The 22,077-nt window shown below is 46.1% G+C and carries 36 protein-coding genes; 15 read left to right on the top strand and 21 right to left on the bottom strand.

Annotated features, from left to right (window positions below):
* Positions 1-7: 7 nt before the first annotated feature.
* Entirely contained in the window at positions 8-646 is a 639-nt protein-coding gene (locus tag E4T81_RS14800; RefSeq protein ID WP_123481605.1) for a hypothetical protein, read from the bottom strand.
* An 11-nt stretch (positions 647-657) separates the two neighbouring features.
* Positions 658-1,293, bottom strand: coding sequence for a hypothetical protein (locus E4T81_RS14795; protein WP_123481606.1), 636 nt, complete (start codon positions 1,291-1,293; stop codon positions 658-660).
* A 281-nt stretch (positions 1,294-1,574) separates the two neighbouring features.
* On the opposite strand from E4T81_RS14795, the gene E4T81_RS14790 reads away from it, so the two are divergent.
* From E4T81_RS14790 to E4T81_RS15695, 15 genes are all read left to right on the top strand, one after another.
* Complete coding sequence (locus E4T81_RS14790; RefSeq protein ID WP_135045933.1) at positions 1,575-2,009, top strand: hypothetical protein; 435 nt, start codon at positions 1,575-1,577, stop codon at positions 2,007-2,009.
* A gap of 22 nt (positions 2,010-2,031) precedes the next feature.
* On the top strand, positions 2,032-2,232 hold the full coding sequence (locus E4T81_RS14785; RefSeq protein ID WP_135045931.1) for a hypothetical protein: 201 nt from the start codon (positions 2,032-2,034) through the stop codon (positions 2,230-2,232).
* Positions 2,233-2,417: 185 nt separating this feature from the next.
* Entirely contained in the window at positions 2,418-2,777 is a 360-nt protein-coding gene (locus tag E4T81_RS14780; RefSeq protein ID WP_245207101.1) for a hypothetical protein, read from the top strand.
* A gap of 11 nt (positions 2,778-2,788) precedes the next feature.
* Positions 2,789-2,998: a hypothetical protein gene (locus tag E4T81_RS14775; RefSeq protein WP_135045929.1), complete on the top strand. Its 210-nt coding sequence runs from the start codon at positions 2,789-2,791 to the stop codon at positions 2,996-2,998.
* Positions 2,999-3,007: 9 nt separating this feature from the next.
* Positions 3,008-3,211 carry a hypothetical protein gene (locus E4T81_RS14770; RefSeq protein ID WP_135045927.1) on the top strand — a complete coding sequence of 68 codons (204 nt, stop codon included), beginning with the start codon at positions 3,008-3,010 and terminating at the stop codon, positions 3,209-3,211.
* A 134-nt stretch (positions 3,212-3,345) separates the two neighbouring features.
* Positions 3,346-3,576 carry a DUF551 domain-containing protein gene (locus tag E4T81_RS16145; protein ID WP_135045925.1) on the top strand — a complete coding sequence of 77 codons (231 nt, stop codon included), beginning with the start codon at positions 3,346-3,348 and terminating at the stop codon, positions 3,574-3,576.
* Positions 3,569-4,102 carry a hypothetical protein gene (locus E4T81_RS14760; RefSeq protein WP_135045923.1) on the top strand — a complete coding sequence of 178 codons (534 nt, stop codon included), beginning with the start codon at positions 3,569-3,571 and terminating at the stop codon, positions 4,100-4,102. Before E4T81_RS16145 ends, E4T81_RS14760 begins: the two co-directional genes overlap by 8 nt.
* A gap of 292 nt (positions 4,103-4,394) precedes the next feature.
* Positions 4,395-4,613, top strand: a complete 219-nt coding sequence (locus E4T81_RS15800) for a hypothetical protein (protein WP_135045919.1) — start codon at positions 4,395-4,397, stop codon at positions 4,611-4,613.
* Positions 4,610-4,858: a hypothetical protein gene (locus E4T81_RS14745; RefSeq protein WP_135045917.1), complete on the top strand. Its 249-nt coding sequence runs from the start codon at positions 4,610-4,612 to the stop codon at positions 4,856-4,858. Before E4T81_RS15800 ends, E4T81_RS14745 begins: the two co-directional genes overlap by 4 nt.
* On the top strand, positions 4,855-5,058 hold the full coding sequence (locus E4T81_RS14740) for a hypothetical protein (protein ID WP_135045915.1): 204 nt from the start codon (positions 4,855-4,857) through the stop codon (positions 5,056-5,058). The genes E4T81_RS14745 and E4T81_RS14740 overlap by 4 nt, the downstream gene beginning before the upstream one ends.
* A 491-nt stretch (positions 5,059-5,549) precedes the next feature.
* Positions 5,550-5,834: a hypothetical protein gene (locus E4T81_RS14735; RefSeq protein ID WP_135045913.1), complete on the top strand. Its 285-nt coding sequence runs from the start codon at positions 5,550-5,552 to the stop codon at positions 5,832-5,834.
* Between the two features lie 231 nt (positions 5,835-6,065).
* Entirely contained in the window at positions 6,066-6,386 is a 321-nt protein-coding gene (locus tag E4T81_RS14725; protein WP_135045911.1) for a hypothetical protein, read from the top strand.
* Positions 6,387-6,396: 10 nt separating this feature from the next.
* Positions 6,397-7,143, top strand: coding sequence for an ADP-ribosylglycohydrolase family protein (locus E4T81_RS14720; RefSeq protein ID WP_135045909.1), 747 nt, complete (start codon positions 6,397-6,399; stop codon positions 7,141-7,143).
* Positions 7,140-7,307, top strand: coding sequence for a hypothetical protein (locus E4T81_RS15700; protein ID WP_167761985.1), 168 nt, complete (start codon positions 7,140-7,142; stop codon positions 7,305-7,307). The genes E4T81_RS14720 and E4T81_RS15700 overlap by 4 nt, the downstream gene beginning before the upstream one ends.
* A gap of 5 nt (positions 7,308-7,312) precedes the next feature.
* Complete coding sequence (locus tag E4T81_RS15695; protein ID WP_167761982.1) at positions 7,313-7,633, top strand: hypothetical protein; 321 nt, start codon at positions 7,313-7,315, stop codon at positions 7,631-7,633.
* Positions 7,634-7,639: 6 nt separating this feature from the next.
* Here E4T81_RS15695 and E4T81_RS14710 read toward each other — a convergent pair whose 3' ends face one another.
* The 19 genes from E4T81_RS14710 to E4T81_RS14625 form a co-directional block, all read right to left on the bottom strand.
* Positions 7,640-9,970, bottom strand: a complete 2,331-nt coding sequence (locus E4T81_RS14710; RefSeq protein ID WP_135045907.1) for an ADP-ribosyltransferase — start codon at positions 9,968-9,970, stop codon at positions 7,640-7,642.
* Complete coding sequence (locus tag E4T81_RS15690) at positions 9,970-10,200, bottom strand: hypothetical protein (RefSeq protein ID WP_167761980.1); 231 nt, start codon at positions 10,198-10,200, stop codon at positions 9,970-9,972. Before E4T81_RS15690 ends, E4T81_RS14710 begins: the two co-directional genes overlap by 1 nt.
* Positions 10,201-10,399: 199 nt before the next feature.
* On the bottom strand, positions 10,400-10,702 hold the full coding sequence (locus tag E4T81_RS16140; protein WP_123481709.1) for a DUF6527 family protein: 303 nt from the start codon (positions 10,700-10,702) through the stop codon (positions 10,400-10,402).
* Between the two features lie 10 nt (positions 10,703-10,712).
* On the bottom strand, positions 10,713-12,140 hold the full coding sequence (locus tag E4T81_RS14700; protein WP_135045906.1) for a phage portal protein: 1,428 nt from the start codon (positions 12,138-12,140) through the stop codon (positions 10,713-10,715).
* A 1-nt stretch (position 12,141) separates the two neighbouring features.
* A complete protein-coding gene (locus E4T81_RS14695; protein WP_135045904.1) occupies positions 12,142-13,569 on the bottom strand; it encodes a phage terminase large subunit in 1,428 nt (475 codons plus the stop codon).
* Complete coding sequence (locus E4T81_RS14690) at positions 13,556-14,041, bottom strand: hypothetical protein (protein ID WP_123481621.1); 486 nt, start codon at positions 14,039-14,041, stop codon at positions 13,556-13,558. The genes E4T81_RS14695 and E4T81_RS14690 overlap by 14 nt, the downstream gene beginning before the upstream one ends.
* A 111-nt stretch (positions 14,042-14,152) precedes the next feature.
* On the bottom strand, positions 14,153-14,377 hold the full coding sequence (locus tag E4T81_RS14685; protein WP_123481622.1) for a hypothetical protein: 225 nt from the start codon (positions 14,375-14,377) through the stop codon (positions 14,153-14,155).
* 17 nt (positions 14,378-14,394) lie between these two features.
* On the bottom strand, positions 14,395-14,994 hold the full coding sequence (locus E4T81_RS14680; protein WP_123481623.1) for a hypothetical protein: 600 nt from the start codon (positions 14,992-14,994) through the stop codon (positions 14,395-14,397).
* An 18-nt stretch (positions 14,995-15,012) separates the two neighbouring features.
* Positions 15,013-15,597: an ADP-ribosyltransferase gene (locus E4T81_RS14675; protein WP_135045902.1), complete on the bottom strand. Its 585-nt coding sequence runs from the start codon at positions 15,595-15,597 to the stop codon at positions 15,013-15,015.
* Positions 15,598-15,599: 2 nt separating this feature from the next.
* Positions 15,600-16,715, bottom strand: a complete 1,116-nt coding sequence (locus E4T81_RS14670) for a DUF4417 domain-containing protein (protein WP_135045900.1) — start codon at positions 16,713-16,715, stop codon at positions 15,600-15,602.
* Entirely contained in the window at positions 16,705-17,190 is a 486-nt protein-coding gene (locus tag E4T81_RS14665; RefSeq protein WP_135045898.1) for a hypothetical protein, read from the bottom strand. The genes E4T81_RS14670 and E4T81_RS14665 overlap by 11 nt, the downstream gene beginning before the upstream one ends.
* A gap of 86 nt (positions 17,191-17,276) precedes the next feature.
* Positions 17,277-17,714 (bottom strand): hypothetical protein, encoded by a 438-nt coding sequence (locus E4T81_RS14660; RefSeq protein WP_123481627.1) that lies wholly within the window; start codon positions 17,712-17,714, stop codon positions 17,277-17,279.
* A 3-nt stretch (positions 17,715-17,717) separates the two neighbouring features.
* Entirely contained in the window at positions 17,718-18,287 is a 570-nt protein-coding gene (locus E4T81_RS14655) for a 3'-5' exonuclease (protein WP_135045896.1), read from the bottom strand.
* Between the two features lie 14 nt (positions 18,288-18,301).
* Positions 18,302-18,493, bottom strand: a complete 192-nt coding sequence (locus tag E4T81_RS14650; protein WP_123481629.1) for a hypothetical protein — start codon at positions 18,491-18,493, stop codon at positions 18,302-18,304.
* Positions 18,494-18,757: 264 nt separating this feature from the next.
* Complete coding sequence (locus E4T81_RS14645; RefSeq protein WP_123481631.1) at positions 18,758-19,084, bottom strand: nucleoside triphosphate pyrophosphohydrolase family protein; 327 nt, start codon at positions 19,082-19,084, stop codon at positions 18,758-18,760.
* A gap of 1 nt (position 19,085) precedes the next feature.
* On the bottom strand, positions 19,086-19,907 hold the full coding sequence (locus E4T81_RS14640; RefSeq protein ID WP_135045894.1) for a ParB/RepB/Spo0J family partition protein: 822 nt from the start codon (positions 19,905-19,907) through the stop codon (positions 19,086-19,088).
* Positions 19,908-19,929: 22 nt separating this feature from the next.
* Positions 19,930-20,592: a site-specific DNA-methyltransferase gene (locus tag E4T81_RS14635; RefSeq protein WP_167761975.1), complete on the bottom strand. Its 663-nt coding sequence runs from the start codon at positions 20,590-20,592 to the stop codon at positions 19,930-19,932.
* 68 nt (positions 20,593-20,660) lie between these two features.
* Positions 20,661-21,119, bottom strand: coding sequence for a hypothetical protein (locus tag E4T81_RS14630; RefSeq protein ID WP_123481634.1), 459 nt, complete (start codon positions 21,117-21,119; stop codon positions 20,661-20,663).
* Complete coding sequence (locus E4T81_RS14625) at positions 21,116-22,066, bottom strand: DNA cytosine methyltransferase (protein ID WP_123481635.1); 951 nt, start codon at positions 22,064-22,066, stop codon at positions 21,116-21,118. Before E4T81_RS14625 ends, E4T81_RS14630 begins: the two co-directional genes overlap by 4 nt.
* Between the last annotated feature and the right edge of the window lie 11 nt (positions 22,067-22,077).

Genomic DNA, 22,077 nt, shown 5'->3' with positions numbered 1-22,077 from the left:
GTGATACTTACATGGATTTTGTCAGCTTGACGTGGGGATTGGCTTTAAGGAAAGAGCCGGTTTCGTCTTTCTGGCTGGCGGGGATAGGAGCAACGCGCCTCTCAAAGAGTGCGTATTGCATGGTGTCGGCCGTAACGTCAATAGCGGTTTCAAACTCGCTAACGGTTACGTCCTTAATGGTGGTGGAATTGGCGAGACCGCGCTCTGCGGCGTTCTCTCCGCTTTTCACTACCTCCACAATGACATCGCCCTTAGCTGCGCCTGTGATTGCCTTGTCGAGCGTGATACGATAGACATTGCCCTTTTCCTCTACCTTTGTGATAGCGGGAGCGGCTGCGAATGTGCCAGAAACGGCATCAGCTTTAAGCACCTTATCGCCAACCGCAAAGAAAGGAGCATAAAACTCATCTACATAGAGAGTGAGAATTTTGCTATCTTCGGGGTCAACGTCTGAGATTTTTGCAGTCTTAATGACCTGTACCTTGCGGGTTTCCTCATCGCGGATTGCGAGTGTTCCAGCGGGGATTACATCGTCCACTGAGAAATTGCCGCTCTCTTTGTCGAGATTAAAGCCACCGGGTACAATCGAGGGGCTACCCGTGAAAATCGGGCGCGTACCTACAAAAGAGGCTTTCTTGCGTTTCATTGTTGAAAAATTTATTTAGCGGTTATTGTGTCCAGCAAAGCGTCAGCGGCTTCGTCAATCTGCTTTTCGCTTGCGGCCTTTGCACCCTGCGGCTGGTCGGACATAAGACCGTTTGTGATACAATCCTGTTTGAACGCCGCCACAACGGTTTCCGCGTCCTCATCATCGGCAATAGACTTGCGGAGAGTTTCACGGAGATACGCGGGGACTTTGTGCTTGTCAAGAATGGCATTGATTTCCGAGGTACGCGCCTCACGGGTGCGCTCTGCCTTAGCCTCTGCTAATTCCTTTTCAAGTGTTGCAATGCGCTCATTTGTGGAGTTATCACTGGACTTGCTTTTACCCTTACCTTTGCCTTTGGTGTCGGTGTCATCGTCCGTGTCGGTGTCATCGTCCGTGTCATCGTCATCTTTGGCGGGCTTGGTTTTGGCGTTGCCCTTAGCTTTCTGCGCCCAGCGGGTAGCCTCACCTTGACTTTCGGTTGCTACCTCTGCGATAAGGGTCGCAGTCTTTTCGATTTCCTCCTCATCGGTAGAATCATCTTCAACGCTACCACCGAGCTTTTCGGTTATCGCTTTGAGGTACTTCTCCGATAGGCGGGTGTCTTTGGTTTTGTCCTTGACCTTTTCGTAAAGTGCTTTGTTCATATTAATAGTTATTTGCCCCGACAAAGGGGCGTTAATGATTGGCTTATCTATTATTAAGCGCAAAGATAGCTAAATTTTATGATATGTGTTTATAAAACACACTAAAATTTTACTTGGTAAATTCATTATATTTCAGCTCATTATATTTACTTGGTAAATTTTACCGAAAAATATTTGCCAAAATATTTGGTATATTCAATACAACACATTAACTTTGCAATGTGTTTGAGAAACACAGATAGCTCAAACCGATTGCAACACCGAATAAAACTACAAGAAATATGAAAAAGTTACTCACAAAAGCCGACCTCGCTAAAATAGCAAAAGCCTACAACCTCAACAATGAGGAAAAGGCAGAACTTAATGACTACGCCGAAACGCTTAATGATGAGCAAAAGAATACTCCCGATTGTTCGGAAACTCACTTTGAGCTTTTTAATAGCATAGGACACAAACCAACAGCCGAAAGACGCGCCGCAATTATAGCAACGATACTTTATCTTACTAAGCGTATTCAAGACGCAAGAGCGACCGCCAATGAACTTTGCAAAGAGGTTTATAGCCTTAGAGGTATCTCTGTTGAGCTTGCTATCATTCTCAACGTGTATTCCGACAATCTCAAATGGTTCTTTATCGGTCTTTGGAATAACCCCCGTTTCAATCGCTCACTCTACACAGCTCATGCTTGCGGACTTGACACTCTGGAAATTTATTAACTAACTCTACAACTACAAGAAAATGGCAACTCTCAATACATTCAAGAAAGGCGATAAGGTAATAGTTACCAGACGCAACGGTGAGAAAGTATCTGGCACAATATCCGATTGGGATTACAATGTATGCACCTTTGATGTAGAGTATAGCGTGGACTATCCCAGAGATGGGAAAAAATTTACCATAATATGTGTTCCACAAACAGCTATCGCCCTTAATCAATAATAGTATGGCAAAATTCAAACGCTGCTCAACGTGTAAATTATTTGAGCCGAATTTAGACAATCCCAAAGTTGGCAAATGCCCCGTAGCCAATAAGAAATACGATTGTGAGTGTCGCTGGCTTGCCAATGGTAGAGCTTGTACCTCATATCAACCCAAGAAATAATATCGCAACACCAACAAGAATTATGGTACAACAAATCAAATTCACAATCCCCGCTTGGCCGGTTGAGCAAATGACCGGCTACAAGCCTTTCACTACCTTTTGGCAAGACTTTTCTATTGCCGACCGTTTCGGTGTAAACGGAATCAAATCCACATTCACACGCGCTTTCCGCGAGTGGAAAGATAACTACAAGTACCTCACCGAGCTTTCAATGGTACTGAACCACAAGATAGGCTATTTCTACGACCAGAACAAACCTATGGACGCACGTTGCAACCGCATAGCCGCCTTGTATAGCGCGTTGTGGGAGCAAGTCAATGACTACGCCTATGACAACTTGAAAGGCGAGGAATTGCAATACTACTATCGTATCACCGACTAAACGCTACCGAAATGGATATATCCGACTTTATGGCTCTATCACCAACGGAGCGATTAAAATTTGCTCCTATTATTGCCAAATATAACCCCGCTGGCACCAGTGCTTTTGAAACCATTATAAACATAATCAACCGTTGGGGATTTGATGCGCTTAGACCCTGTTTTAAGATAAGTTTTCTGCTCAATCTCGCCAACGTACCAAATTCCGAAATAAACAAATAACCTACAACTATGGGAATAATCAAAGACGCTATACGCAAAGTGTTGACCGAGGAAGCACAGCGCACGGGCCGCGATATTCGCTTTATCGACAGCCCCACACAAGTAATTGAAACTCCGGCACAAGCCAAGTATAACGATATTCGCCGTGTTGAACGTGGATATGTTCAAGGCGTTCACAACGCAAGAAAGGAGGCTGCAAATGGCAACAAGTAAATCCCTATGCGCCCAATGTAAACATGGTATGCGTTACGGTTATGGTTACTTTTGTAGCTATCGTGGGCGCACAATGACAAACAACAAATATAAATGTGCTGACTATTGCACCAAACCCACAACAACCAACGCAAATGGGAAACGAATGGATTAAAGTAAGTGAGTGCTTACCCCCAATGGGTGCGCGTGTGTTAATGTGCATAAAAGAACCTAAAATGGCACGTCAAAGTATTATTATCGGAAAGCGCATACCTCACGATACAACCGACCCTAATAACCCACGTTGGCACTGGAGCCAAGTTGTAAGAGATACAGATGTTACACACTGGCAACGCTTGCCACAACTCCCAAACGACAATGGATAAAGCCCTTATTTCCGAATTGCAAAGTTTTTTTGATGGACGTAGCAAATTGAACTACGCCGCAATGGCTATCAAATGCTATACCCAAAAGCCCTCGCTATTTTATGCTTGTGTAGATGGTTTTGGCAACAAAAAGACTATTAACATACCGATTGAACCAACCGACCTTTTGCCTATTATAGAACGGTATCTTGATAATATTGATAAAGAGATAATCAATATTTCCACAATAGCAGCAATGCCGGTGGATTACAATGTATTTATAGAGGGATATGATAGCCTCAAGGAACATATTAGCGACTATGAGCAAAGATACCCCGAAACATTCACGTCCTACGATAAGATAGTCAAAGAAATATCCGAATCATATAAGGCAAGACTACATGACAAAGAACATCCGGGTTGGGAACAAGAGGATTACCACATACCCGTATGCTCTGACTGGGAGGATAAAATTTATGTGTTTAATTTTCACAATATAGATGAGAAAACTATATGTGTAATATTTAATGGAATTTACAAACTATGATAGTCAAGCAATCCGAAATCAACAGTATTAAGATGAGCGTTAACCCGCCACAATGCGTTATAGATGCCGACTATTGCGTTATCGCCAATGGAAAGGTGATGCAATATGTAGGGATAGGGTGGACTGAATTAAGAACCGCAACCCCAAGCGACTATGATACAATCCCCCAGATACTCACACCGCATTGCTCTCAATGCGAACACTACGACAATATAGGTGATACGATGTATTGCTCTAAACTCCAAAAGCGCATAACAGCTCGTAAGCGACCATGCAAACATTATAAAGAAAGATGAGAGAGGAAAGCCCAACAACCCTTAAAGAGGCTCTTGACAACCTAAATAATGCTTTTAGAGAGTTTTGCATTACGGCCTTTGAATTGGATAAAATCATGGAGAGAATGAGTAAGATTATCAATAGTGTAAACTCTCCCTCAAGAAAACGCAAGCACTACCATTCTCCCTATGCGATATTTGACAAATTCAGAAACAAAAAACATACCAAAAGATGAAACAACAACTAATTTCAGCCGTGGGTGTAATCCACGTTCACAATCTCCAAACCAATCAAGTTGAGCCTAATGTATTGGGCGAAATCTACTATATGCGTACCACACGCATACTTAAACGCAGAGTGCGTAAGGTGATATACTCGTGCGCGGTGCCTCTTGACGGGTACACCTTGGAGCAAACCAAGAAAGAAATGCGCGAGTTACTAAATGATACAGTAAGACGCTATTATGAAAAAGACCAATGAATGAAACCGAAATAACGGCTATGGTTAGCGGCTTTGCCAAAGCCAACCCCGAAACGATAAAGCGACTAAATGCCGCAGCACACGAAATGCTCAATTACAGCCGCGAGGAATTGACTGCAAAAGAGCTTGAGGCCGCACAGGTGGCGTTCTGCTTAGGCGGTGCGTGGGTAATCATTAACCAAGTAAATATAATAAAATGAGTTACTGTCCGGATTGCGGGTGCAAGATGTATAACGGCATTTGCACCAACTGCCACGAGGATTTGATAATCTTCGATGAGTGTTTGGAATACGACATTCCAATGAGTGATGAATTTTTAGATAGTGTCAATGATTGCCGACAGCGGCAACAAGAATACGCTAAACGCCCAGATGTAAAACGAGCAATGGGAGTAGATGAGCGATAAGTGCCATTACATAAACGTCCCCGATGTTGGGCGTGTCCTCATTCCGGGGTGTATGGCGGTGGCGGTAAGTGGCGATTTATCGCAATGCACTTGCAAAGCCCCGCTGTCCTACCCGGAGCAAATAGACAAGCTCCAACGAGAGAACAAAAGGCTTAGAGAGGAAATAACACGCCTCAAAACCTTGTTAGCACCACAAAACAACAAGACCAATAAAAGAAAAGTGCAAAAATAGTTTGTTATATTAAATATAATTCATATATTTGCGTTCAATAAACACAACTAACAATGAGAGATACAAATTTGATACTCGCCCAAATAGAAAGCACGACACAAAAACTATCCATAAAATTACGCCCGTGGGAGGATAACCCCAGCGTAAGTGTTCGGAATGATGGTGATGCCTATGTAATATCTATTGGCTATGATAATTTAGGCAGAATATCCCAGTATGAAAATGGCGATTGGTTTGCTGATTGCAACCCTATCTATGGGGTAGGCATGAGTTGTAGCTGTCCAACATTAGAGTATGCAATCACCGTTTTAATAAAACGCTGTTTCGGTTTACAATGACAAAGGCGCGTAAAGTAATCCACGTTGAGCTTAAAGAGCCATACAACGGCCGGCGTAACTACTATTTTGGGAGCGCAAAAGCCATATACAACACTCTACCCACGGAGATAGTGGGTATTGGTTTAGGCTCACTCTGGAATTGGTTTAGCAAGTCAAATACTTACACCGGTTCACTTGCGACAATCCGAAAAAGAGATTTAACCACAACACCAACCAATAGAGGAAAGAGAAATGAAAACCAGACTCACCCTTGAACAATCACTAAATCTTATGGTGAGAGGTGTAAAAGCCTCCGAAGCAAGTACGTTTTTGGGAGAGCCTTGTTTTACTCTCACCGAGTTGCTTGCACTTGTGCCTACACAGAAATCATTTGCTAACGCGGAACTTTATCTAAACCTATATTTTGAGCTTGCCGGCCATAAGTGGGTTGCTCAATATCTGGATTATGATAAAGATGATGATGTAATTGTTGATTATTCCGCTAATGAGCTTATAGACGCACTTTATTCTCTTTGCATATGGTGCTTAGATAGGGGGTATATAACTTTATAAAACGAATAATATGTTAGGCGCAATCGTAGGAGATATAGTTGGCTCACGCTTTGAGTTCAACAATACGCATAGGAGCGATTTTGAGCTATTCCATAAGGCTTGTAGCTTTACAGATGATACAATATGCACCGTGGCTATTGCGGACGCGATATTGCGCAAATGTAGCTATCAAGAGAGCCTATTGCGTTGGTGTCGGTCATACCCTAACCCTATGGGCGGTTATGGCGGCCGTTTCGGTCAATGGGTAGCCTCCAGCAATCCCCAACCCTACAATAGCTATGGCAACGGGTCCGCGATGAGAGTTAGCCCGGTGGCATGGGCTTTCGACAATCTCGTTGATGTGTTGGACGAGGCCGAAAAGACTGCATTGCCGACACACAATCACCCGGAGGGTATTAAGGGAGCGGTAGCGGTGGCTCACGCTATCAACCACCTGCGCTTGTTTGATGACATGACCGGCTTTATTGATATTGTCGATTCATATTATCCCGACTTACAAGAATTTACGCGGGGTAAATTTGATGAAACGTGCATGGGTACGGTCCCGTTGGCGTTCAAAATATTCTATCAGAGTAATTCTTTTGAAGAGGCAATAAGAAAAGCTGTGGCATGGGGTGGCGATAGCGACACAATCGCGGCCATTGTCGGCTCTCTTGCGGAGGCTCGGTGGGGTATTCCGTGGCATATCGGAGAAAAGGCATTGAGTTATTTACCCCAATCAATGCAAAGTGTTATCCGCTTATTCTACGGATTATGAATTTTGATAGACGCAAATTCTTCGAGGCTTTGGATAAACGAGAGGTGGCAAAAGCACTCGTGCCAGTTCTCAACAAGACCGTCAGCAAAGGGCATACTTGGCAATGTGATGACAATGGAAATATCTACATCTTGCGCGGCCCGTTCATCGTAATAAAATTATAATAACTATGGCACAAAGCAATATAATTGAAATGGTAAAGAGCCTTTGCAAGCTCTACAAAGGCGGTGAGAAAAACCCCTACAACCCCGATAGTGTGGAGCAATCGGAGTGGGCTAACGAATACCTCAAATTCCAAATTTGGGACGCGGAGTATTCAGTTGTACGCGGTTTTGAATGGTGGTACGACACTTGGAAACGGACGCGCCCCAAAGAGCTTGCCAATAAGGCGGAGAAAGCGGAGGAGGTTTACAAACTCGCAATCTTCGACAAGCTCCAAAAGATGAAACGCGATGATATAGACTTTCAAGCAATGTATTTCGCGCTCTAAGCCCTATCACTTAACCAATCTCTTATCGCGGCTCAATAACTCAACATAGATAGTTATTGAGCTGCCCTTTTTGCCCCCTGCTTCAGCCTTGATAAAGCGATACTCATAACCTCGATGAACGATAACCTCATTCTCTCGCCCTTTGTCAAATATTCTGCTTGCGGTGGACCCGTCCCAGCCTGCGCCGTGCCTATCGCCATACCCGGAAATTGGTTTAGCGTAGAGGGCTTGTGTGCCTTTTGGCGCATAGATACGCAAATCTACGCTTTTCCAGAAACCACCGCTCATATCGAAAGAGGTTGAAATGAAGCCCTCGTTGATACCTCGACAACCAGCGACTGCATTAAGGCCGTCAATATCACAGGCTCTTACCATGCGCAAAAATTCATCGCCAAAAATAGACCCCATTTCTGCCATATCACACCCACGCCTAAGCACTGTGTCCTTTGAGAGTGCGCAACCGTCAAGAATACTATCCATAAGCGTACCGTCTGCGTGTGTGCGCTTGTGCTGCCAGTAGGAGCGGTTGATTGTGTCATAGGTACCGTTTGTGTAGGCACTCACGGCTTTCTTTGCCTCGTCCGTGGCTGCTTGCCATGCCGGGGAGCTATCGGTAATCATTCTATCTTGGAATGGCACAAAAGTTTTATCGCTCTTAACCTTGCTATCAAAGGTGCGGTGTTTGTCGCAATACTTTTCAAGTTTGGTGGTACTATTCAAGCCTTGTTTCATTAATTCGGCTTTATATTCCTCGATAGCCTTTTGAGCCTCGCTCAATAATCGCAGGGCCGTATCTACATCGCCAGCGTCATAGGCTGCTTTCAGTTGTGGAAAGAGAGCATTGACCTTATCCACGCTATTAGACGCAACAAAAGCCTCCACGCCTTGAATGTCGGCCGCTATGCGCTCTCGGCGCATTTGTAGCTCAACATTTCGCAGGGCTTTTTTATAAGCATTGGCCGCGCCCTCCCATGTTGGATATTTCTTGTACTTTGTTACCCAGTCAATCTCAAACTTGAGGGTGTCGGCTTGGTGTTCAAGTGAGCCATTGAGCATTTGCCCCAACTTTGATTGCACAGCGGAGTAAAGTTGCTTGAGGCTATCCATGCCGTGTTGAGCAAGCAAACCCATAGGGTCATCAAGTAAATCTCCCATAGCCCTTGCCGCTTGTTGCTCCGGGGTCAATCCGTGGAGTATCTTTTGAATGGTGCTTTGGTTATCCTTGACAAAGTAGGGTAATGTGCCGGCGGCCACTGCTTTCTCCATGCGTTCCTCATTGTCCTTAACCCACGCCTTGAATGTCGGCGGCGGTGCCGTTACCTCTCCAGCGCAATCCACGCTTGCGGGGTCGGCCCCATCAAGAATATTATCCAACATCTTATCAAGCTCGGCAGGGCTTGACAACACCGGCTCTTGATAACACCGGCAATTAGGGTGCCAGCCCGTCCACTTGAAATTTTTGGGATAGATACCTTTGAGGTCATCACAAATATCCGGCTCCGGGTGGTTATTGCTCAACTTGATTTCAATGCCGATAACAAAAGGCATTTGTTGCCAACGCTCATAGTCGGCCGTGCGATAAGCTATGTTGGTTTCAGTTCGCGCCAGTCGTTGAGCGTTGCGGTAAGAGCTACGATATACACCCCGGCCGGGGTGGTATTTGCGAGGGTCATCATCAATCCACTTGTAGGACCCGCTTTCAGCGTCATAGACGCGCCTTTTCCAGATACGCCCATATTTGGGTGTGCCGTCCTCATTCTCGCCAATCTTGACACGGAAACGCCTATAAAAGCGGTCGGGGTCGTTGAGATACTTTTGAATTTGCGTTGCAAGTCGGTAGGCCGGTGTTCCCTCTCCAATAGCCAAATCCAAAGCGTCCTCTAACTCATCTTTGTAAATTCCCGTGTATTTCCATACCTTTTGCGAGAGATTAAGCCCCGTGCCGGTCTTACGCGCAAAAAAGGCGTTCATTGCGTCCATGTTGCGTTGAAAGAATCGGGCAAAGTGGTTATCCTCTATTGAGTGTTCGCCAAATATCGCCTTGACAAGTCTATCGTTATGCTCGTTGGCGTTGAGCCATTCTTTCTCTACGCCCCCTCGGATAATCTGGTACACGCGAGAATACATAGAGCGGAGTATTGGCGTAACCTCATCGGAATAGCCATACTCGGCAAATGAGAACGGTTTGCCCGCCTCAAGTTCGGTGCCTTTTACCAAGTTAATTATTTCGGTCAACGCAGAACGATAAGCCGCGCCCACATTGGCAGCATAGCTTTCAGTGCGCTTGAATAGCTCGGCTTGCTGCTTTTTGTAGTCTATGTATTTTCGCTTTGCCATTAGTCTTTATCAGTTAAGAATGATAGGCATAACTCTCGTTTAGTCGCCTTAATCTTATTCTCCCATACATTTTTCTCATGGAATACTCCACGGAGGGGCTGTGGGTCGGTAGTGCGTAGGTCATAAGTCGGCATTGGTCGGTGATTACCTTCTACATCGCCTAAGTGGATAACCTCAACTATCCACTCTTGAGGCTCATTATCGTGCATTATCCATACACGTTGCCCCACATCGAATTTTGTTGTTATATTCATCGCTTTTGAAAATGGTCGCAATAATCGTATTTGAGAAATTTGCAATATTTCTGGAATTGGCACCGGCAAAATATCATGTTGCCGTCAGCCCCTTTGTTGTGCCAGTCTGTCGAGTGTTTGCAGTCCTTACAGGTGTAGGCGGGCCGCTCTGCTTTCAGTGCTTTCTTAGCCATAGTTATTCATCTATCATGTCAATAGTTTGCCCAGCAAGAGCATGGTCGCAATCAGATAAGTATTGAATTTTGCCATCTCGGATAAATGAGTGACAACGCATTTCCCTATACTCATTTGCAATGTTTGTTACCGATAGGACAGCCAAAGAGGGCGTGAATGTTGGTTTATCCACGTCCCCGTTAAAGCCCCATATAGGTTGCTTATAGCCCTCGTCCTTTGTGTTAATAGTGTGATACTTGCCGCAGCCGGGGCAAAAGAAAGAGTAGATGCCGCGTGTGCCAGATACTAATTTAATTTTAGTCATTGGTGTTCCATTAGTCAGTTGGTTCAAAAGCGTCCATTCTTTGTAGAGCCATTTGTTGCTTTAAATTCTCTTGCTGCTCGGCTTTGATACGCGCTATCTCGGCTTGTGCGTCCTTGATTAAGTAGGAAAGCTCCACATAGGTTTCTCGGCTCATTGCGCCGTCATTGTATTGCTTGGAGCAATCAGCAAGCAACTCGCTCACGTCATCGCCAAACGGCTCTTGAAATTCATGCCCTAACTTGAGGGCTTCATGTTCGGCACGGTGCGCATAGTCCAACACGTTACCCATTATCGCTTTCATAAGCGAGGCGTGTCGGCTCATATAGCCATCGTGTTTGTCCTTGTGGCGTTCTGCCTTGATAACGGCCAACAACATTACTTTGCGAATTGCCTTAGCCGACAGATTGCCGAGGCTTTTCATGTTGTCAAAATCAATATTAGGAGTGAACGACTTGGAAAGAATGTGCTTATCCATGCGCTCAAACTGGTTGCGCTTGCTCTCGCTTGCCTCGTTCCATGTTAGGTAAGACACGTTGCCGCCATTTTTGAGAATAAGCAACTTTGCCTCTTCCTCTTGCTTAGGTAAGGAGTTGAGAATTTCGGACGTTGCAACCATTGTAGGATTAGCAAAGCGGTCGATAACATCAGCCTCCACGCTTTCGGAGTTCTCAATCTTTTCAATGAGCGGTTGCACATCGGCGTGTTCTGGCTCCTGCTCAAAGAGCAATACGGGGATTTTGCCTATTGGATTAGGTCGTGCGTCCACGTCCCAGCCGACAGCCCCACGCTTACACAGATAGATTGTGTCGGCCGTGTAAATGTCGATATGGTGTACAGTGCGATTGCCCTGCTCAGTGAGATAGTAGCCCCACGCAAACGCCCTAAGACGCTTGTATTGGTCTTTGATAGTGTAAATGTCATCACCGTTTTTCTTGCTCAATACGTTAAGCAAGAGCTTAGGCGTTTGGGTGGCTTCCTCTCGGTAAACGTGGTAAAGAATAGCCGACACACCCTCCGCGCCAGCGGTGCGCTTGGCTTCACGCACGGCACTATCAAAGCGAATTTCGCTCATCAACTCTTTGTAGTAGTTGTATGAGTAATCGGTGCTGTCAGATTGTTGCGTCCACTTTACAGGGCGGCCGTAGAGAAACACCAACGCAATTTCGTTGATAAATTTTTGGTAGGGGATAGGAATTTTGTTGCGCCTGCTCCAACGTAAGAATTTGCCTTTTTTGTCATAAACAGCCCTATCCTCACGCTCCATTACCTTGTGGCTGCTCACCTCATACTCTTTCAAGTGACACAAAGCCTTTTCAGAGTGAAGGGTCATCATTGCCACTGCTCGCGTTACATCTTTTGACGTAAGCAATTCATCAAAGCTCTGTTGATAGCCAACAGCGGCTTTAATATTGTTCGTGATTGATTGAATGATACTCATATTATTGGGGGTTTAATATTTGTTCTATGTTATCGGGTATCTCTATTTCGTTGTAGTCAAACCAACAGCGCATTAGAAACATATCGCGCCAGTCCGGGGAGCAACCAATATCGAGCTTGATTTCCTCTTTGGGCTTTAATTGGAGCTTGCCATCGCTATCGCCTTTCCACGTTTGCAGTTGTTCAAGCTCTCGGATAATCTGCTCACGTTCCTCTTGGCTCAATAAGTCCTCATCAATGCCTACCTCATTGGCGTTAATATGTTCAGCCAGCTTGTAGCCGCATTGCGTTTGTAGGTTTCGGTAGTTCTCGCCATTGAAAGCGATAGAGCCATTAACAAAGCCGTTAATGTCGCAATTATCTACCACGCCCCCGCCCACGCCGTCCTCATCGACAATGCAACGGTGATTAGGTACACGATACTTGCGCTGCTTGGTTGTTATCCATAGCTGAATATCCGTTAGCTTGCTCTGTGGCATACAAATCTTGTCTATGATATGATAGCCATCCCACACAGCCAAACGCGCACAGTCGGCACCGAAACGCGCAATATCGCCCGTTATGTAATACTTGCCCGTGCGGATAGAGAGCTTGTTGCCGAATATCGCGCAAATGTCATCATACGAGCAAAGGGCGTTGGGGTTATCATCGTAATCCCAATTACCCTTAAACAGTCGCTCAAATTTAACCTTGTCGCTTGTGCTGCGTAAGCCCTCTATATAGCCGGGGTCTATGTATGGATTTTCTTGCACCAAACAAGCGATATAGTAGCGATACGCCTCAAGCTGATTGGTCTTATAGGGCTTGTAGAAAATATCATACATCCAGTTCTTTTTGGGATTGCAAGTGATAAAGATTTTTCGCATTAACCCATACTCCAAATTCATGTGGCGGCCGACACGGGTTTTAAGTGTGTCGTATGCTCCAAAGTTCACCTCTCCACCCTCTTCAATCCAACCGCCGGTAAACTCAATAGAGCCGTAGCGTTCATATAGAGGGTCAGAGGGTTTATATTGCAAGTCCAGAAAGTCAATGCGTGAGCCATTGAAAAACTGAATGTAATTGAGTTGTCCGTTGAAAGTGAAAAGGTCATCGGTGCAACCATACATCGCGCAAACTTTTTTGAACGTGATATAGGTTGATTGTGTGATACGCTTTAACTCGGCTCGACCGATAAACCATTTCGTACCCGGATAAGCAAGACACATAAAAAGCAACCACGCGGCACCCGTCCACGACTTAGCACCGCCGGCGGCTCCACCATACAGCACCTCAACGTGTTCGTTGTCGGTTAGTATCTGGAGAGCTTGCCCTTGCTTTTCGTGCCTTTTGCCATCTCGACAAGTGATAAAGTCGAAACAACCGCGCTTGAACAATTCAACTTTGACTGCAAGCGACAAAGGCATGGATAGTGTCTTAGTTCGCGCCATTGTTGCCTGCCTTGATTTTGTCTAAGAGTGCATTGTATTGTATAAGCTCATCGGTGGATAGTACCGACAAATCCACCGTATTTGTAACCTGCGCATTGATTTCCCCCTCAATGGTCTGCGTTGCTTTGCCGAATACTCGGTCAAAGAGCATTTCGATTGTGGACGTGCGCCCGTAGCGCATATCGGTGTTGATAGCCGATATAATGCTCAATACCCACATCGGAGTGTTGGGATTGGGCTTGTGCGGGTCCGTGGGGTCTTTCAACAGTGGCTCCAGCTCTGCGGGTGAGCTTTCGTAGATATGTTGGATAACTTTTAGAATTTCCTCTTTGCTGCTCTGGGGGTCAACTTTCTTGCCGGTGGTCTGACGTATGTAATTAAGCACGGAGAGCTTGCCACGCCCCTTTCTCTTGGGCTGGTTCTCGGACGTAAAGCGATTGCCTTTCTTATTTCCTTTTTCAAAGAGTGCCATTCGTTGTAATTCCGTTGTTTTTAATTCCCGTGTTTGACAAACACACATAAACTGCAAAAGAAACCGGACAGCCGTTAAACTGCCCGGCTCATTTACTCGGTGAACGTGTAGTTAGGCGTTAGCCTCCTGTGCTTGGTATTCACGCCATATCCACGCTACAAGGTCATCGCCAAAGTCGTAATCATCGGGGTACTCATCAAGACGAGCCTCAGCTTTATCAATCACGCTTGATAGGTGTTTCTGCTGCTCATCGGTAGCACTCCACACCTCAATCTCGCCGTTGAGTTGCTGCTGGATAACAGCCTTTTCCTCGGTTGTAAATTCAATTCTTTTCATTTTCTTATTGTATGTAGTTAGAGTTTATATTTCTTGCATATAGCTTTAACGCGGCGAGTGTACTTGTCGGATTTACCGTGTACTGCCTTAGTAACAGTTTCAGCCCAAAACTCGCTCACATTGGTACGAGCATATTTGCCATAGCCCGTTTTCTTTTTATCTCGCATCCACGAGCGGTAAAGAGAGCGGATTTCCTTGCCGGCTGCTCTTTGATTGGCACCGCTTAGATGTTCGTTCCATGTAGCGTGTGCAAGCTCATGTGTAACGGTGTGAGCCACGGGTTTATTGGTGCGCGTACTCCAACCGCTTGTATAATTGTCAGAGTGCGCCCTACCAACGGCCTTTGCGCCTTGATTGAAATGTGTGCGATTGAGATAAACAGCCTTAGACGCGCCACCAGCGGTAACATGAACACCATAGGCACCCGGAAAGTCTGCCAGCTTAACCTCTCTTTGTCTAACACCCAAAACAGCGTGATAGCGTGATATGGCTTGTTTGGTTGCCTTATACATCTGCGGGTCTGTCATTTCCACGAGAGAGCCGACATTGGTAATTTTGCCCTTGTAATCGCCGCCACCGTCTTTTGTGCCGCGATTGGAGCCGGAGTTTCTACCCATATTATTATGCTTTACAGATTATACAATATCAACATCTACATATATTGAGCCGCGCTTACCATAGACAGACTTAACTTTGTATCTGGTATTGCGTTTCAACAAAACTTCTTCCTCGCCGATAGAATGTTTGTCTAAATCCATTCCTCTTGCTTTTTTGCCCGGACTTATCCTAAGCATAATCGGTTTTATCGCAAAGTCTAAATCCTCGGCAATGGACGCGCTTTTTGATGTACTCATAAAGCCCTTTTCGGTAAATGTACGTCCTGTTGCCTTAGCAATTAATTTTCTCATATCGCCACCGCCTGCGCCCTCTACAACGTGCATATAGAGTTTATCGTAGTCGGATTGGCTTAGATAGCCAAATATCGACTTCGCCTCGGTTTTACGATACAACACGTCATTGGTAACGGGTGCAGTCAATATCGAATCCAGCACCTTTATGTTGGCTCTATTGGCCGGCGATAGCGTATAGTCGCTTGGTGAGCGTAGCCAGCCGTTGATTTCAGAGGAATAGCCGTTTACATAGTCGCTTAACGCATTTTCAATTTGAGCCTGCGAGAATGAGCCACCGCCACCACGGACACCACCACTATTTCTTCCCATAGCTATTTCTTTTTGGAGTTGATAAAGTCGTGAATGTAAACCAGTCCGTGTTGGCGGCAAAACTCTTTAATCTCATCGCCACCACCATAGACAACAAGATTAGGCCGTTCAAGCCCGCTTATCTCTTGCGCCACCTGTAAATCGCTCTTGAGGCTTTCAAGCCACCCGTCAAGTCCACGAGTGAAAAAGGCGTTGTAACCTTTCGGAATACCCATTTTGTTGTATTCGATAAACTTGTGGGCTACATTGAGGTCGGCGTAAACCTTAATGCCACACTCTTGCAAATAGCGACAAAGCCACCGCTTTTTGTAGATAAGGCTTATGCCATACGCGATTGGCGTTTGGTCGTGACAACTACAATTAGGCTCAACCACGGCTTTGCAACCGCTTGTGAGCAATTTTATTGGGTCTTTAAACAACGCCTCAAATCGGTAGTCATCTACATAGAAATGGTAAGTGGCTACATCTTTGCGGAGGCGGCTATTTGCGCCCCACGGGGTCAATGGCAACTCAACCTTGCCGGCTTGCATTTCCAGCAATAAGTTGGGAATCTCATAGATGTTGTCGCTCTCATACAGCACATCTTTCAGCATGGAGCGATAGAAAGCCTCTTTGTCATCGGAATTGTCATCATCGCCCGGCTCATTATCGTTGTCATCGGTCCCGTCCTCATCATCGGAATTGTCAAATGGAGCAGCGGTTGCAGTATTGGCACTGGCTTTCTTGCCTTTCTCTTTCGGAAAGTCCAGCCCGATAAAGCCAAAATCAACATCGCCAAAAGCGGGGTCAGTCTGTAATGCGCCAAAATCCCACTCTCCGTTGTTGATGTTGGAGCGTAGGATAAGGTCGTTGCGCTCATCGTCCGAAAGCTCGGAATAAAGCACGGTCGGGACCTCTTTAATTTTAAGTCGCTTTACAGCCTTGAGGCGTTGGTTCCCGTCCAGAACAACAAGGCGGCCGTCCTGTTCCTCTAACGCCATAGGTCGGTGTTCCCAAAACCCATTGAGCTTGATAGACTCAACAACACGGTCCAGCCCTGCTTTGTCGATAGTGCGTGGATTGTTAGGCAGAGGGTGCAAGTCAGCAGCCTTGCGGTATTTCATAGGCTCACTTTTCATCTTCCTCTGCGCCCTCCTCGGCCACCTCGGTTAAAAGTTGCTCATCATCGGCATAATCGGGATTGAGGTTGCTTTCGTCCTCAACCAGATTAAACACCTTGCGTATCAGTTCAGCCACCCGGATAAGGCGGTAATAGCCACGATTGGAAAGATAGATAAGCCGGCTACCATCGTTGCTATCAACGCCTATGCCATAAAAGCGGGCGCGATAGTCAAGCGGTAACTTAACCTTGTTGTCGTAGATATACACCGCGTCTGCCACAACTCTTGTGAGTGTGGCGGTGCGATTATAGCGACCATTGAGGTATATATGCGCTTTATCGCCCTTAGAGAGCGTATCGTGGGGCAAGAGATTTGCCACCTTTTCGCCTATCCATTCGCGGCCGCCTAACAGCCACAAACCTACCAAAGCCACCATAACACCTCCAGCGGCGCAAGCATACATGATGTAATCTCCAATATGGAGAGTTGCCATATCCATACGATAAAAATTAACTCGGTTAATAGTGCAAAGATACAAAATAATGTGTTTATTAAACACATTTTAGGCGACAAAATTTACTATCTCCCAAAAACCAACATAGCAGCGTCACGTTTATGCTCATTCGTGCGTCCTTTCCACTTGGTGATGTTCACAAAACTTTCGTGTGAAATCTTGGTAACATTGCGCTTGGGAGCTACCATTTCAAACCACACGCCCAAATCAGAGAGAAAGCCCTCCCAGATTGAAGCGTCCCGCTTGACAGAGCCAACGCCTTGCAGTCTCTTTCGTTCTTCCTCGCGGCTCATTCGCTCAGTGCCAAACCACGTTCTTTGTCGCGGGTCCTCGACACGCACATAAAGCCTTACCCCCTCTTGGTCGGCTATCTCTTTGTAGTGAGCCACCATTTCCATAGCCTTGTGGATTGCCATATCCTCAATGGCTCGGAAACACTGGCCCCGGCTATCCCACACGGCAATGCCTGTGTGGGTGCCGGTATCAATGCCAATGTGTATCATACCTTAGTAGCGGGCGCAAACGATGTCATAGATTGCCTTGCAAACCTCGATGTCGTAGAGAGCGTCATGGAGCTTGCTTTCATCAATAGCAATGCCGAGGGTCTTGGCTACGGTGCCTTGTTTGAAATTCTCCATTTCAGCGCGGCGGTCGGCGAGATAGGGGGTTGCCATAACCATCACGTCAATGCAGTTAGCCCAGAACCATGAGCCAAAGAATTTATCCCCGTTCTGGATAAACCATGCGCGGAGAAATTGATTGTCGAAAGAGGCGTTGTTGTAGCCCACAAGAAAAAACTTGTCTTTCTTATTGTAGCGGTCAACGTACTTTGAGAGCATATCCACAAATTGCTTGTAGATTTCGCCCATAGGCGGGTAAGCCTTGATTTGAGCCTCAGTAACATCAGCTACCTCTAAGGCGGCCGGCTCAATGAGAGCTTGGGGGTTAGGCTGAACGTGGAGATTGAATTTCTCCTTGATTTCGCCGTCTATCACAACGGCCCCGGAAATTTGGTGTATTCCGTGCTTGTTTACCAGCGTTCCAGTGGTTTCTAAGTCGAAAAATAAGAGTTTCATTTCGTTGTATTATTTTATTTAACCTTGCGGATTGAGAGATACTGATTGCCTCCCATGAGGACTTGCAGAGCCATATAGCCCATAATTTCGTAGTATGCCTCGCGGCCCGATGTCTTGATGATGTCCTTTTTCAGCTTGCGCGGTAGGCGCATAGGCTTGTGGGGTCTTTTGGTGCGGACACATACCCCTTTGATGTCTTGTGTCATTGTTCGGGTTGAATTTTGTTGTATGTGAATAGGTCGTTATTGTCGGACGTGAGAAACAGCGGTGGGATAGCACCCCCATACGTCATTTGTGATACATATATCCGCGGCTTTCTCTTGAGGCGTTCAAAGTCTGCCTCGGTAAGCTCCCAACAAGAGATTACTTGGGTGCCGTCCTCAGATATGCGACAGGGTAGCGGTTGCACATTCGCGTCCTCGCTTGTTGCGAGCGCGTTCTGTTCTGGAAATTCTATTGGTTTCATATCTTTATCGGTTATCGCCGGTGCCGTGGATTGTACCACGTTCAACACGGCCGTTTATCTTTTCGATGTTCATTTGTGCAATGTCGGAAAGGTCATACCCCAACACCTTAGCGAGATTGGCGGCATACCAGAGTATATCGCCCAATTCAAGCGCGATTGCGCTTAGGTCGGCAATGTAGAATTGTCCGTTCTTATCGCGTATCACTTTCTTAACCTTATCGGCTAACTCTCCGGCTTCGCCACAAATAGCAAGCGCGAGATAACTAATATTGTTATCGTTGGGGTAAATAGCGGTGGAGAGTGCCGCCTTTTGGTATTCGTTGAGTTCCATGTTACTTGTGCGATGATTTATATTCTTTCATAGCTGCGTATAGAGTGCCGTGCTTGTCGAGCAATTTAATGAGAGCGTCCACCTCAACGGTCGGCTCACCGTCCAGATAGGCAGCGACACACCTAAGAGCGTCTGCGATTGCTTTACCCTGCTTTGCGTCCTTGAGGGAGCGTTGTACCTCTTTGTTGGTAGCGGTCGCACGTCCAGCCGCTTTTGCAGTCCTCACCGCACTTTTGGCGGCTCTCACTTGGTCGTAGGGGTCGGTATAGTTACTTGCAAGTTCACGGGCCGCCTTAGCCGACAACTCCCCACTCGCTATCTTGTCTTGCATATACTGAGGCAGGTCGAGCAATGCGAGGCACTTACTTATGAAAGCCGGGGATTTCTTGAATGTTTCGGCAATTTGCACCTGTGAAAAGCCAAATTCCTCTTTGAAACGGCGAAACATGATTGCGCACTCCAGCTCAGTAAACCTCTTACCCTCATTCCTCATCATCTGCTCAATGTAGAGGTCTTGAACGGTTGCGTCTTTCGGAGCTTTGAGGGCTGGTACATAGGGAATATCAGCACCCTCAGAAATTGCAAGCATAGTCGCACGATAGCGACGCTCACCATCCACCAGCTTGTAGCGTTCCAAACCGTCCTTATCCTTGAAAGCTATTACAGTAATGGCATTAAGCACCCCTTTTGCCTTGATTTGCTCTTTGAGTTCGTCTAAGTCAAAATCTCGGCGCACGTTAAACCCGTCCATCACCACGATGTTACGCGGGTCCACAAGAAAAATGTCCTTGCGTTTGGTAGCATTTATTACGTTGGTTTCCATATAGTAACTAATAGTTATTTCGTTAGAAAAGGGATTGTTGAGCGACAGCACCAGCGAGGCGTCTCATTGCCGGCTCAAAGTATTTTTGTAGTATCTCACACCCGATAAACTTACGCTTTTCCTTGTGGCAGGCTATCGCGGTGGAGAAAGAGCCGGCATAAGCATCAAAGACAATATCGCCTTCTTTCGTATGGAGCAACAAAAGGTGTTGTAGTAGGCTCACGGGCTTTTCTGTTTCATGTATTCGCTGGGCGGCTTGGGGCGGTTGATTGCGAAATGTTTTCAGTTGCATATCATAACCGAGGGAGTTGTAGGTAACGCCTTTCTCGCGCACATACACGATAAATTCCAGATTGTTAATGTAACACCCATTACCTAATGGTATAGGATTAGGCTTATCCCACACCAAAAGAGTTGCCACATAGCCTCGCTGCTCCCACCATGTCATTATGCGCCCTATCTGCTTATTAGAGCAAAACACACATATATTCACGCGCTTGCAAATCCGCTCAAACTCGCTAAAAATCTTGTCGTAGTCAATACCTTGCGACACGAAATATAGAGAGCTATTCTTACGCGATTGTATCTGCTTGCGTGTGCAGAAATCCCCATGTGCGCCACCACCGTTAAGGTCTAAATCGTAGGGTATATCTGACAATATGAAATCCACGCTGTTATCGGGCATATCGCACATGACACTTTCGCAATCGGCATTGTAGCATTTGCAATCTCCCACCATTAAGCCAATCATAATCAATAGCGAAAATCGGTGAAATGAATAATCTTACCTTTGAACACGTTACCCTTGTGTACGCTACCAAAAAACCACTCTATAAAGTCAGAGAGTTCGAGGCCGTCATTCTTGGCGAGTAATTCGACCGGGACCGGCTTTCCGTCAACCCATGCTTGAGGCGTTTCATCATCAACCCCGTAGGTAATTGTGATGTCTTGCAGTCCTACTTGCACGAATTGTTTTATGTCGGCTTGCTCGGAGTTGTAGGGGCGGCCCGTCCATTCACGCACACAAAGGATTTTCTTGCCCTCGTTGATGTCGGCAATCTTTTTCTCCCATTGCTCTTTCTCATCTGCGCGTATGGTGTGGATTTTGCGGCCGGCAAAGAGCTTGACCGCAAACAGGGTGTTTATCCCTCTTTTGGAATGAGTGGCCGGGAATACTCGGCACAATGTCAATATTACTTTTTTGCGTTTCATTTCACTTGGTTAATTTTTGATAGCCATTGTTCATAAACTTGTGTAGCGATTTGAGCAATCATTATTGGCGGTACACTCATTCCGCATATATAGTGTGGCTTTTGTGAGCCGAAATCGTAGTCTTGAGGGAAAGATGATACTTTGCAAATGTCTGATTTGGAGAGCCATTTGCGCTCCCATGCCGGCATAGGGCTTGCCTTATCACGATAGCTTGCTAAGAGCGTTGGGTGTACGTCTGTTTTTTGCACTAATGCACATTGCTGATATTTCTTTTCCTCTCCACGCTGTAAGCGGCCGTAGTCCTCAACATAGCATTTGGTGGTTATCTCATCGCCCAATTCAAGTTCTGCGTCCTCACACGTTATGCGTGGCTCGTTGAAAGCGAGATTAAGGTGCGGTACCACGTCAAAAAGATTGTATCGCACTGGCACATGGTCTATGAGGTCTTTTCTAAGGCACACGAAAAAGACACGCTCACGCCTTTGTGGTACGCCCATATCCTGACCGTCCAGTAGCCAGTGTTGGCAATAATAGCCCGCTGCGTCAAACTCGGCATAGATACGTTGCACATACTTTTTCGCGTCTCCTTGTAAGAGTCCTTTCACGTTCTCAGCGATTACAACTTTGGGCTGGAGCTTTCGCGCAACCTCTATGAAATCGAAAAAGAGCGTATCAAGCACTTGGGTTGCTTGACCCTCACGAAACTTTTTCTCAACGCCCCATGCCTCCTCTCGGCTGCCTGCCATTGAGAAAGCGGAGCATGGCGGGGACCCGTCCAGAATGTCAAGATTATAGAGTGCGTCCGGGTATGCAGTCCTCTCTCGGAATGTCTGTATCGGTTCCAGAAACGGATAGCGTGGGTGGTGATTTGTTTCGTATAAGCTCATAACGCGAGGGTCAATTTCATTACAACCTATTACATCGTAACCAGCTAATTTATAGCCCATTGTTGACCCCC

This window comes from Barnesiella sp. WM24 (assembly GCF_004570975.1).
GTDB lineage: Bacteria > Bacteroidota > Bacteroidia > Bacteroidales > Muribaculaceae > Muribaculum.
This window is presented reverse-complemented; position numbering and strand designations above follow the sequence as displayed.

Excerpts from the sequence above, each read along its gene's own strand:
- E4T81_RS14695 (WP_135045904.1), bottom strand. The coding sequence starts at position 13,569 with ATGGCGCGAACTAAGACACTATCCATGCCTTTGTCGCTTGCAGTCAAA.
- E4T81_RS14670 (WP_135045900.1), bottom strand. The coding sequence starts at position 16,715 with ATGAAAAGTGAGCCTATGAAATACCGCAAGGCTGCTGACTTGCACCCT.
- E4T81_RS14800 (WP_123481605.1), bottom strand. The coding sequence starts at position 646 with ATGAAACGCAAGAAAGCCTCTTTTGTAGGTACGCGCCCGATTTTCACG.
- E4T81_RS14675 (WP_135045902.1), bottom strand. The coding sequence starts at position 15,597 with ATGGGAAGAAATAGTGGTGGTGTCCGTGGTGGCGGTGGCTCATTCTCG.
- E4T81_RS14745 (WP_135045917.1), top strand. The coding sequence starts at position 4,610 with ATGAAACAACAACTAATTTCAGCCGTGGGTGTAATCCACGTTCACAAT.
- E4T81_RS14795 (WP_123481606.1), bottom strand. The coding sequence starts at position 1,293 with ATGAACAAAGCACTTTACGAAAAGGTCAAGGACAAAACCAAAGACACC.
- E4T81_RS14665 (WP_135045898.1), bottom strand. The coding sequence starts at position 17,190 with ATGGCAACTCTCCATATTGGAGATTACATCATGTATGCTTGCGCCGCT.
- E4T81_RS16145 (WP_135045925.1), top strand. The coding sequence starts at position 3,346 with ATGGGAAACGAATGGATTAAAGTAAGTGAGTGCTTACCCCCAATGGGT.
- E4T81_RS14740 (WP_135045915.1), top strand. The coding sequence starts at position 4,855 with ATGAATGAAACCGAAATAACGGCTATGGTTAGCGGCTTTGCCAAAGCC.
- E4T81_RS14685 (WP_123481622.1), bottom strand. The coding sequence starts at position 14,377 with ATGAAAAGAATTGAATTTACAACCGAGGAAAAGGCTGTTATCCAGCAG.
- E4T81_RS14780 (WP_245207101.1), top strand. The coding sequence starts at position 2,418 with ATGGTACAACAAATCAAATTCACAATCCCCGCTTGGCCGGTTGAGCAA.
- E4T81_RS14790 (WP_135045933.1), top strand. The coding sequence starts at position 1,575 with ATGAAAAAGTTACTCACAAAAGCCGACCTCGCTAAAATAGCAAAAGCC.
- E4T81_RS14640 (WP_135045894.1), bottom strand. The coding sequence starts at position 19,907 with ATGGAAACCAACGTAATAAATGCTACCAAACGCAAGGACATTTTTCTT.
- E4T81_RS15800 (WP_135045919.1), top strand. The coding sequence starts at position 4,395 with ATGAGAGAGGAAAGCCCAACAACCCTTAAAGAGGCTCTTGACAACCTA.
- E4T81_RS14785 (WP_135045931.1), top strand. The coding sequence starts at position 2,032 with ATGGCAACTCTCAATACATTCAAGAAAGGCGATAAGGTAATAGTTACC.
- E4T81_RS14630 (WP_123481634.1), bottom strand. The coding sequence starts at position 21,119 with ATGAAACGCAAAAAAGTAATATTGACATTGTGCCGAGTATTCCCGGCC.
- E4T81_RS16140 (WP_123481709.1), bottom strand. The coding sequence starts at position 10,702 with ATGACTAAAATTAAATTAGTATCTGGCACACGCGGCATCTACTCTTTC.
- E4T81_RS14720 (WP_135045909.1), top strand. The coding sequence starts at position 6,397 with ATGTTAGGCGCAATCGTAGGAGATATAGTTGGCTCACGCTTTGAGTTC.
- E4T81_RS14770 (WP_135045927.1), top strand. The coding sequence starts at position 3,008 with ATGGGAATAATCAAAGACGCTATACGCAAAGTGTTGACCGAGGAAGCA.
- E4T81_RS14635 (WP_167761975.1), bottom strand. The coding sequence starts at position 20,592 with ATGCCCGATAACAGCGTGGATTTCATATTGTCAGATATACCCTACGAT.
- E4T81_RS14660 (WP_123481627.1), bottom strand. The coding sequence starts at position 17,714 with ATGATACACATTGGCATTGATACCGGCACCCACACAGGCATTGCCGTG.
- E4T81_RS15695 (WP_167761982.1), top strand. The coding sequence starts at position 7,313 with ATGGCACAAAGCAATATAATTGAAATGGTAAAGAGCCTTTGCAAGCTC.
- E4T81_RS15700 (WP_167761985.1), top strand. The coding sequence starts at position 7,140 with ATGAATTTTGATAGACGCAAATTCTTCGAGGCTTTGGATAAACGAGAG.
- E4T81_RS14760 (WP_135045923.1), top strand. The coding sequence starts at position 3,569 with ATGGATAAAGCCCTTATTTCCGAATTGCAAAGTTTTTTTGATGGACGT.
- E4T81_RS14700 (WP_135045906.1), bottom strand. The coding sequence starts at position 12,140 with ATGAGTATCATTCAATCAATCACGAACAATATTAAAGCCGCTGTTGGC.
- E4T81_RS14680 (WP_123481623.1), bottom strand. The coding sequence starts at position 14,994 with ATGGGTAGAAACTCCGGCTCCAATCGCGGCACAAAAGACGGTGGCGGC.
- E4T81_RS14645 (WP_123481631.1), bottom strand. The coding sequence starts at position 19,084 with ATGGAACTCAACGAATACCAAAAGGCGGCACTCTCCACCGCTATTTAC.
- E4T81_RS14735 (WP_135045913.1), top strand. The coding sequence starts at position 5,550 with ATGAGAGATACAAATTTGATACTCGCCCAAATAGAAAGCACGACACAA.
- E4T81_RS14625 (WP_123481635.1), bottom strand. The coding sequence starts at position 22,066 with ATGGGCTATAAATTAGCTGGTTACGATGTAATAGGTTGTAATGAAATT.
- E4T81_RS14775 (WP_135045929.1), top strand. The coding sequence starts at position 2,789 with ATGGATATATCCGACTTTATGGCTCTATCACCAACGGAGCGATTAAAA.
- E4T81_RS14725 (WP_135045911.1), top strand. The coding sequence starts at position 6,066 with ATGAAAACCAGACTCACCCTTGAACAATCACTAAATCTTATGGTGAGA.
- E4T81_RS14710 (WP_135045907.1), bottom strand. The coding sequence starts at position 9,970 with ATGGCAAAGCGAAAATACATAGACTACAAAAAGCAGCAAGCCGAGCTA.
- E4T81_RS14655 (WP_135045896.1), bottom strand. The coding sequence starts at position 18,287 with ATGAAACTCTTATTTTTCGACTTAGAAACCACTGGAACGCTGGTAAAC.
- E4T81_RS14690 (WP_123481621.1), bottom strand. The coding sequence starts at position 14,041 with ATGGCACTCTTTGAAAAAGGAAATAAGAAAGGCAATCGCTTTACGTCC.
- E4T81_RS14650 (WP_123481629.1), bottom strand. The coding sequence starts at position 18,493 with ATGACACAAGACATCAAAGGGGTATGTGTCCGCACCAAAAGACCCCAC.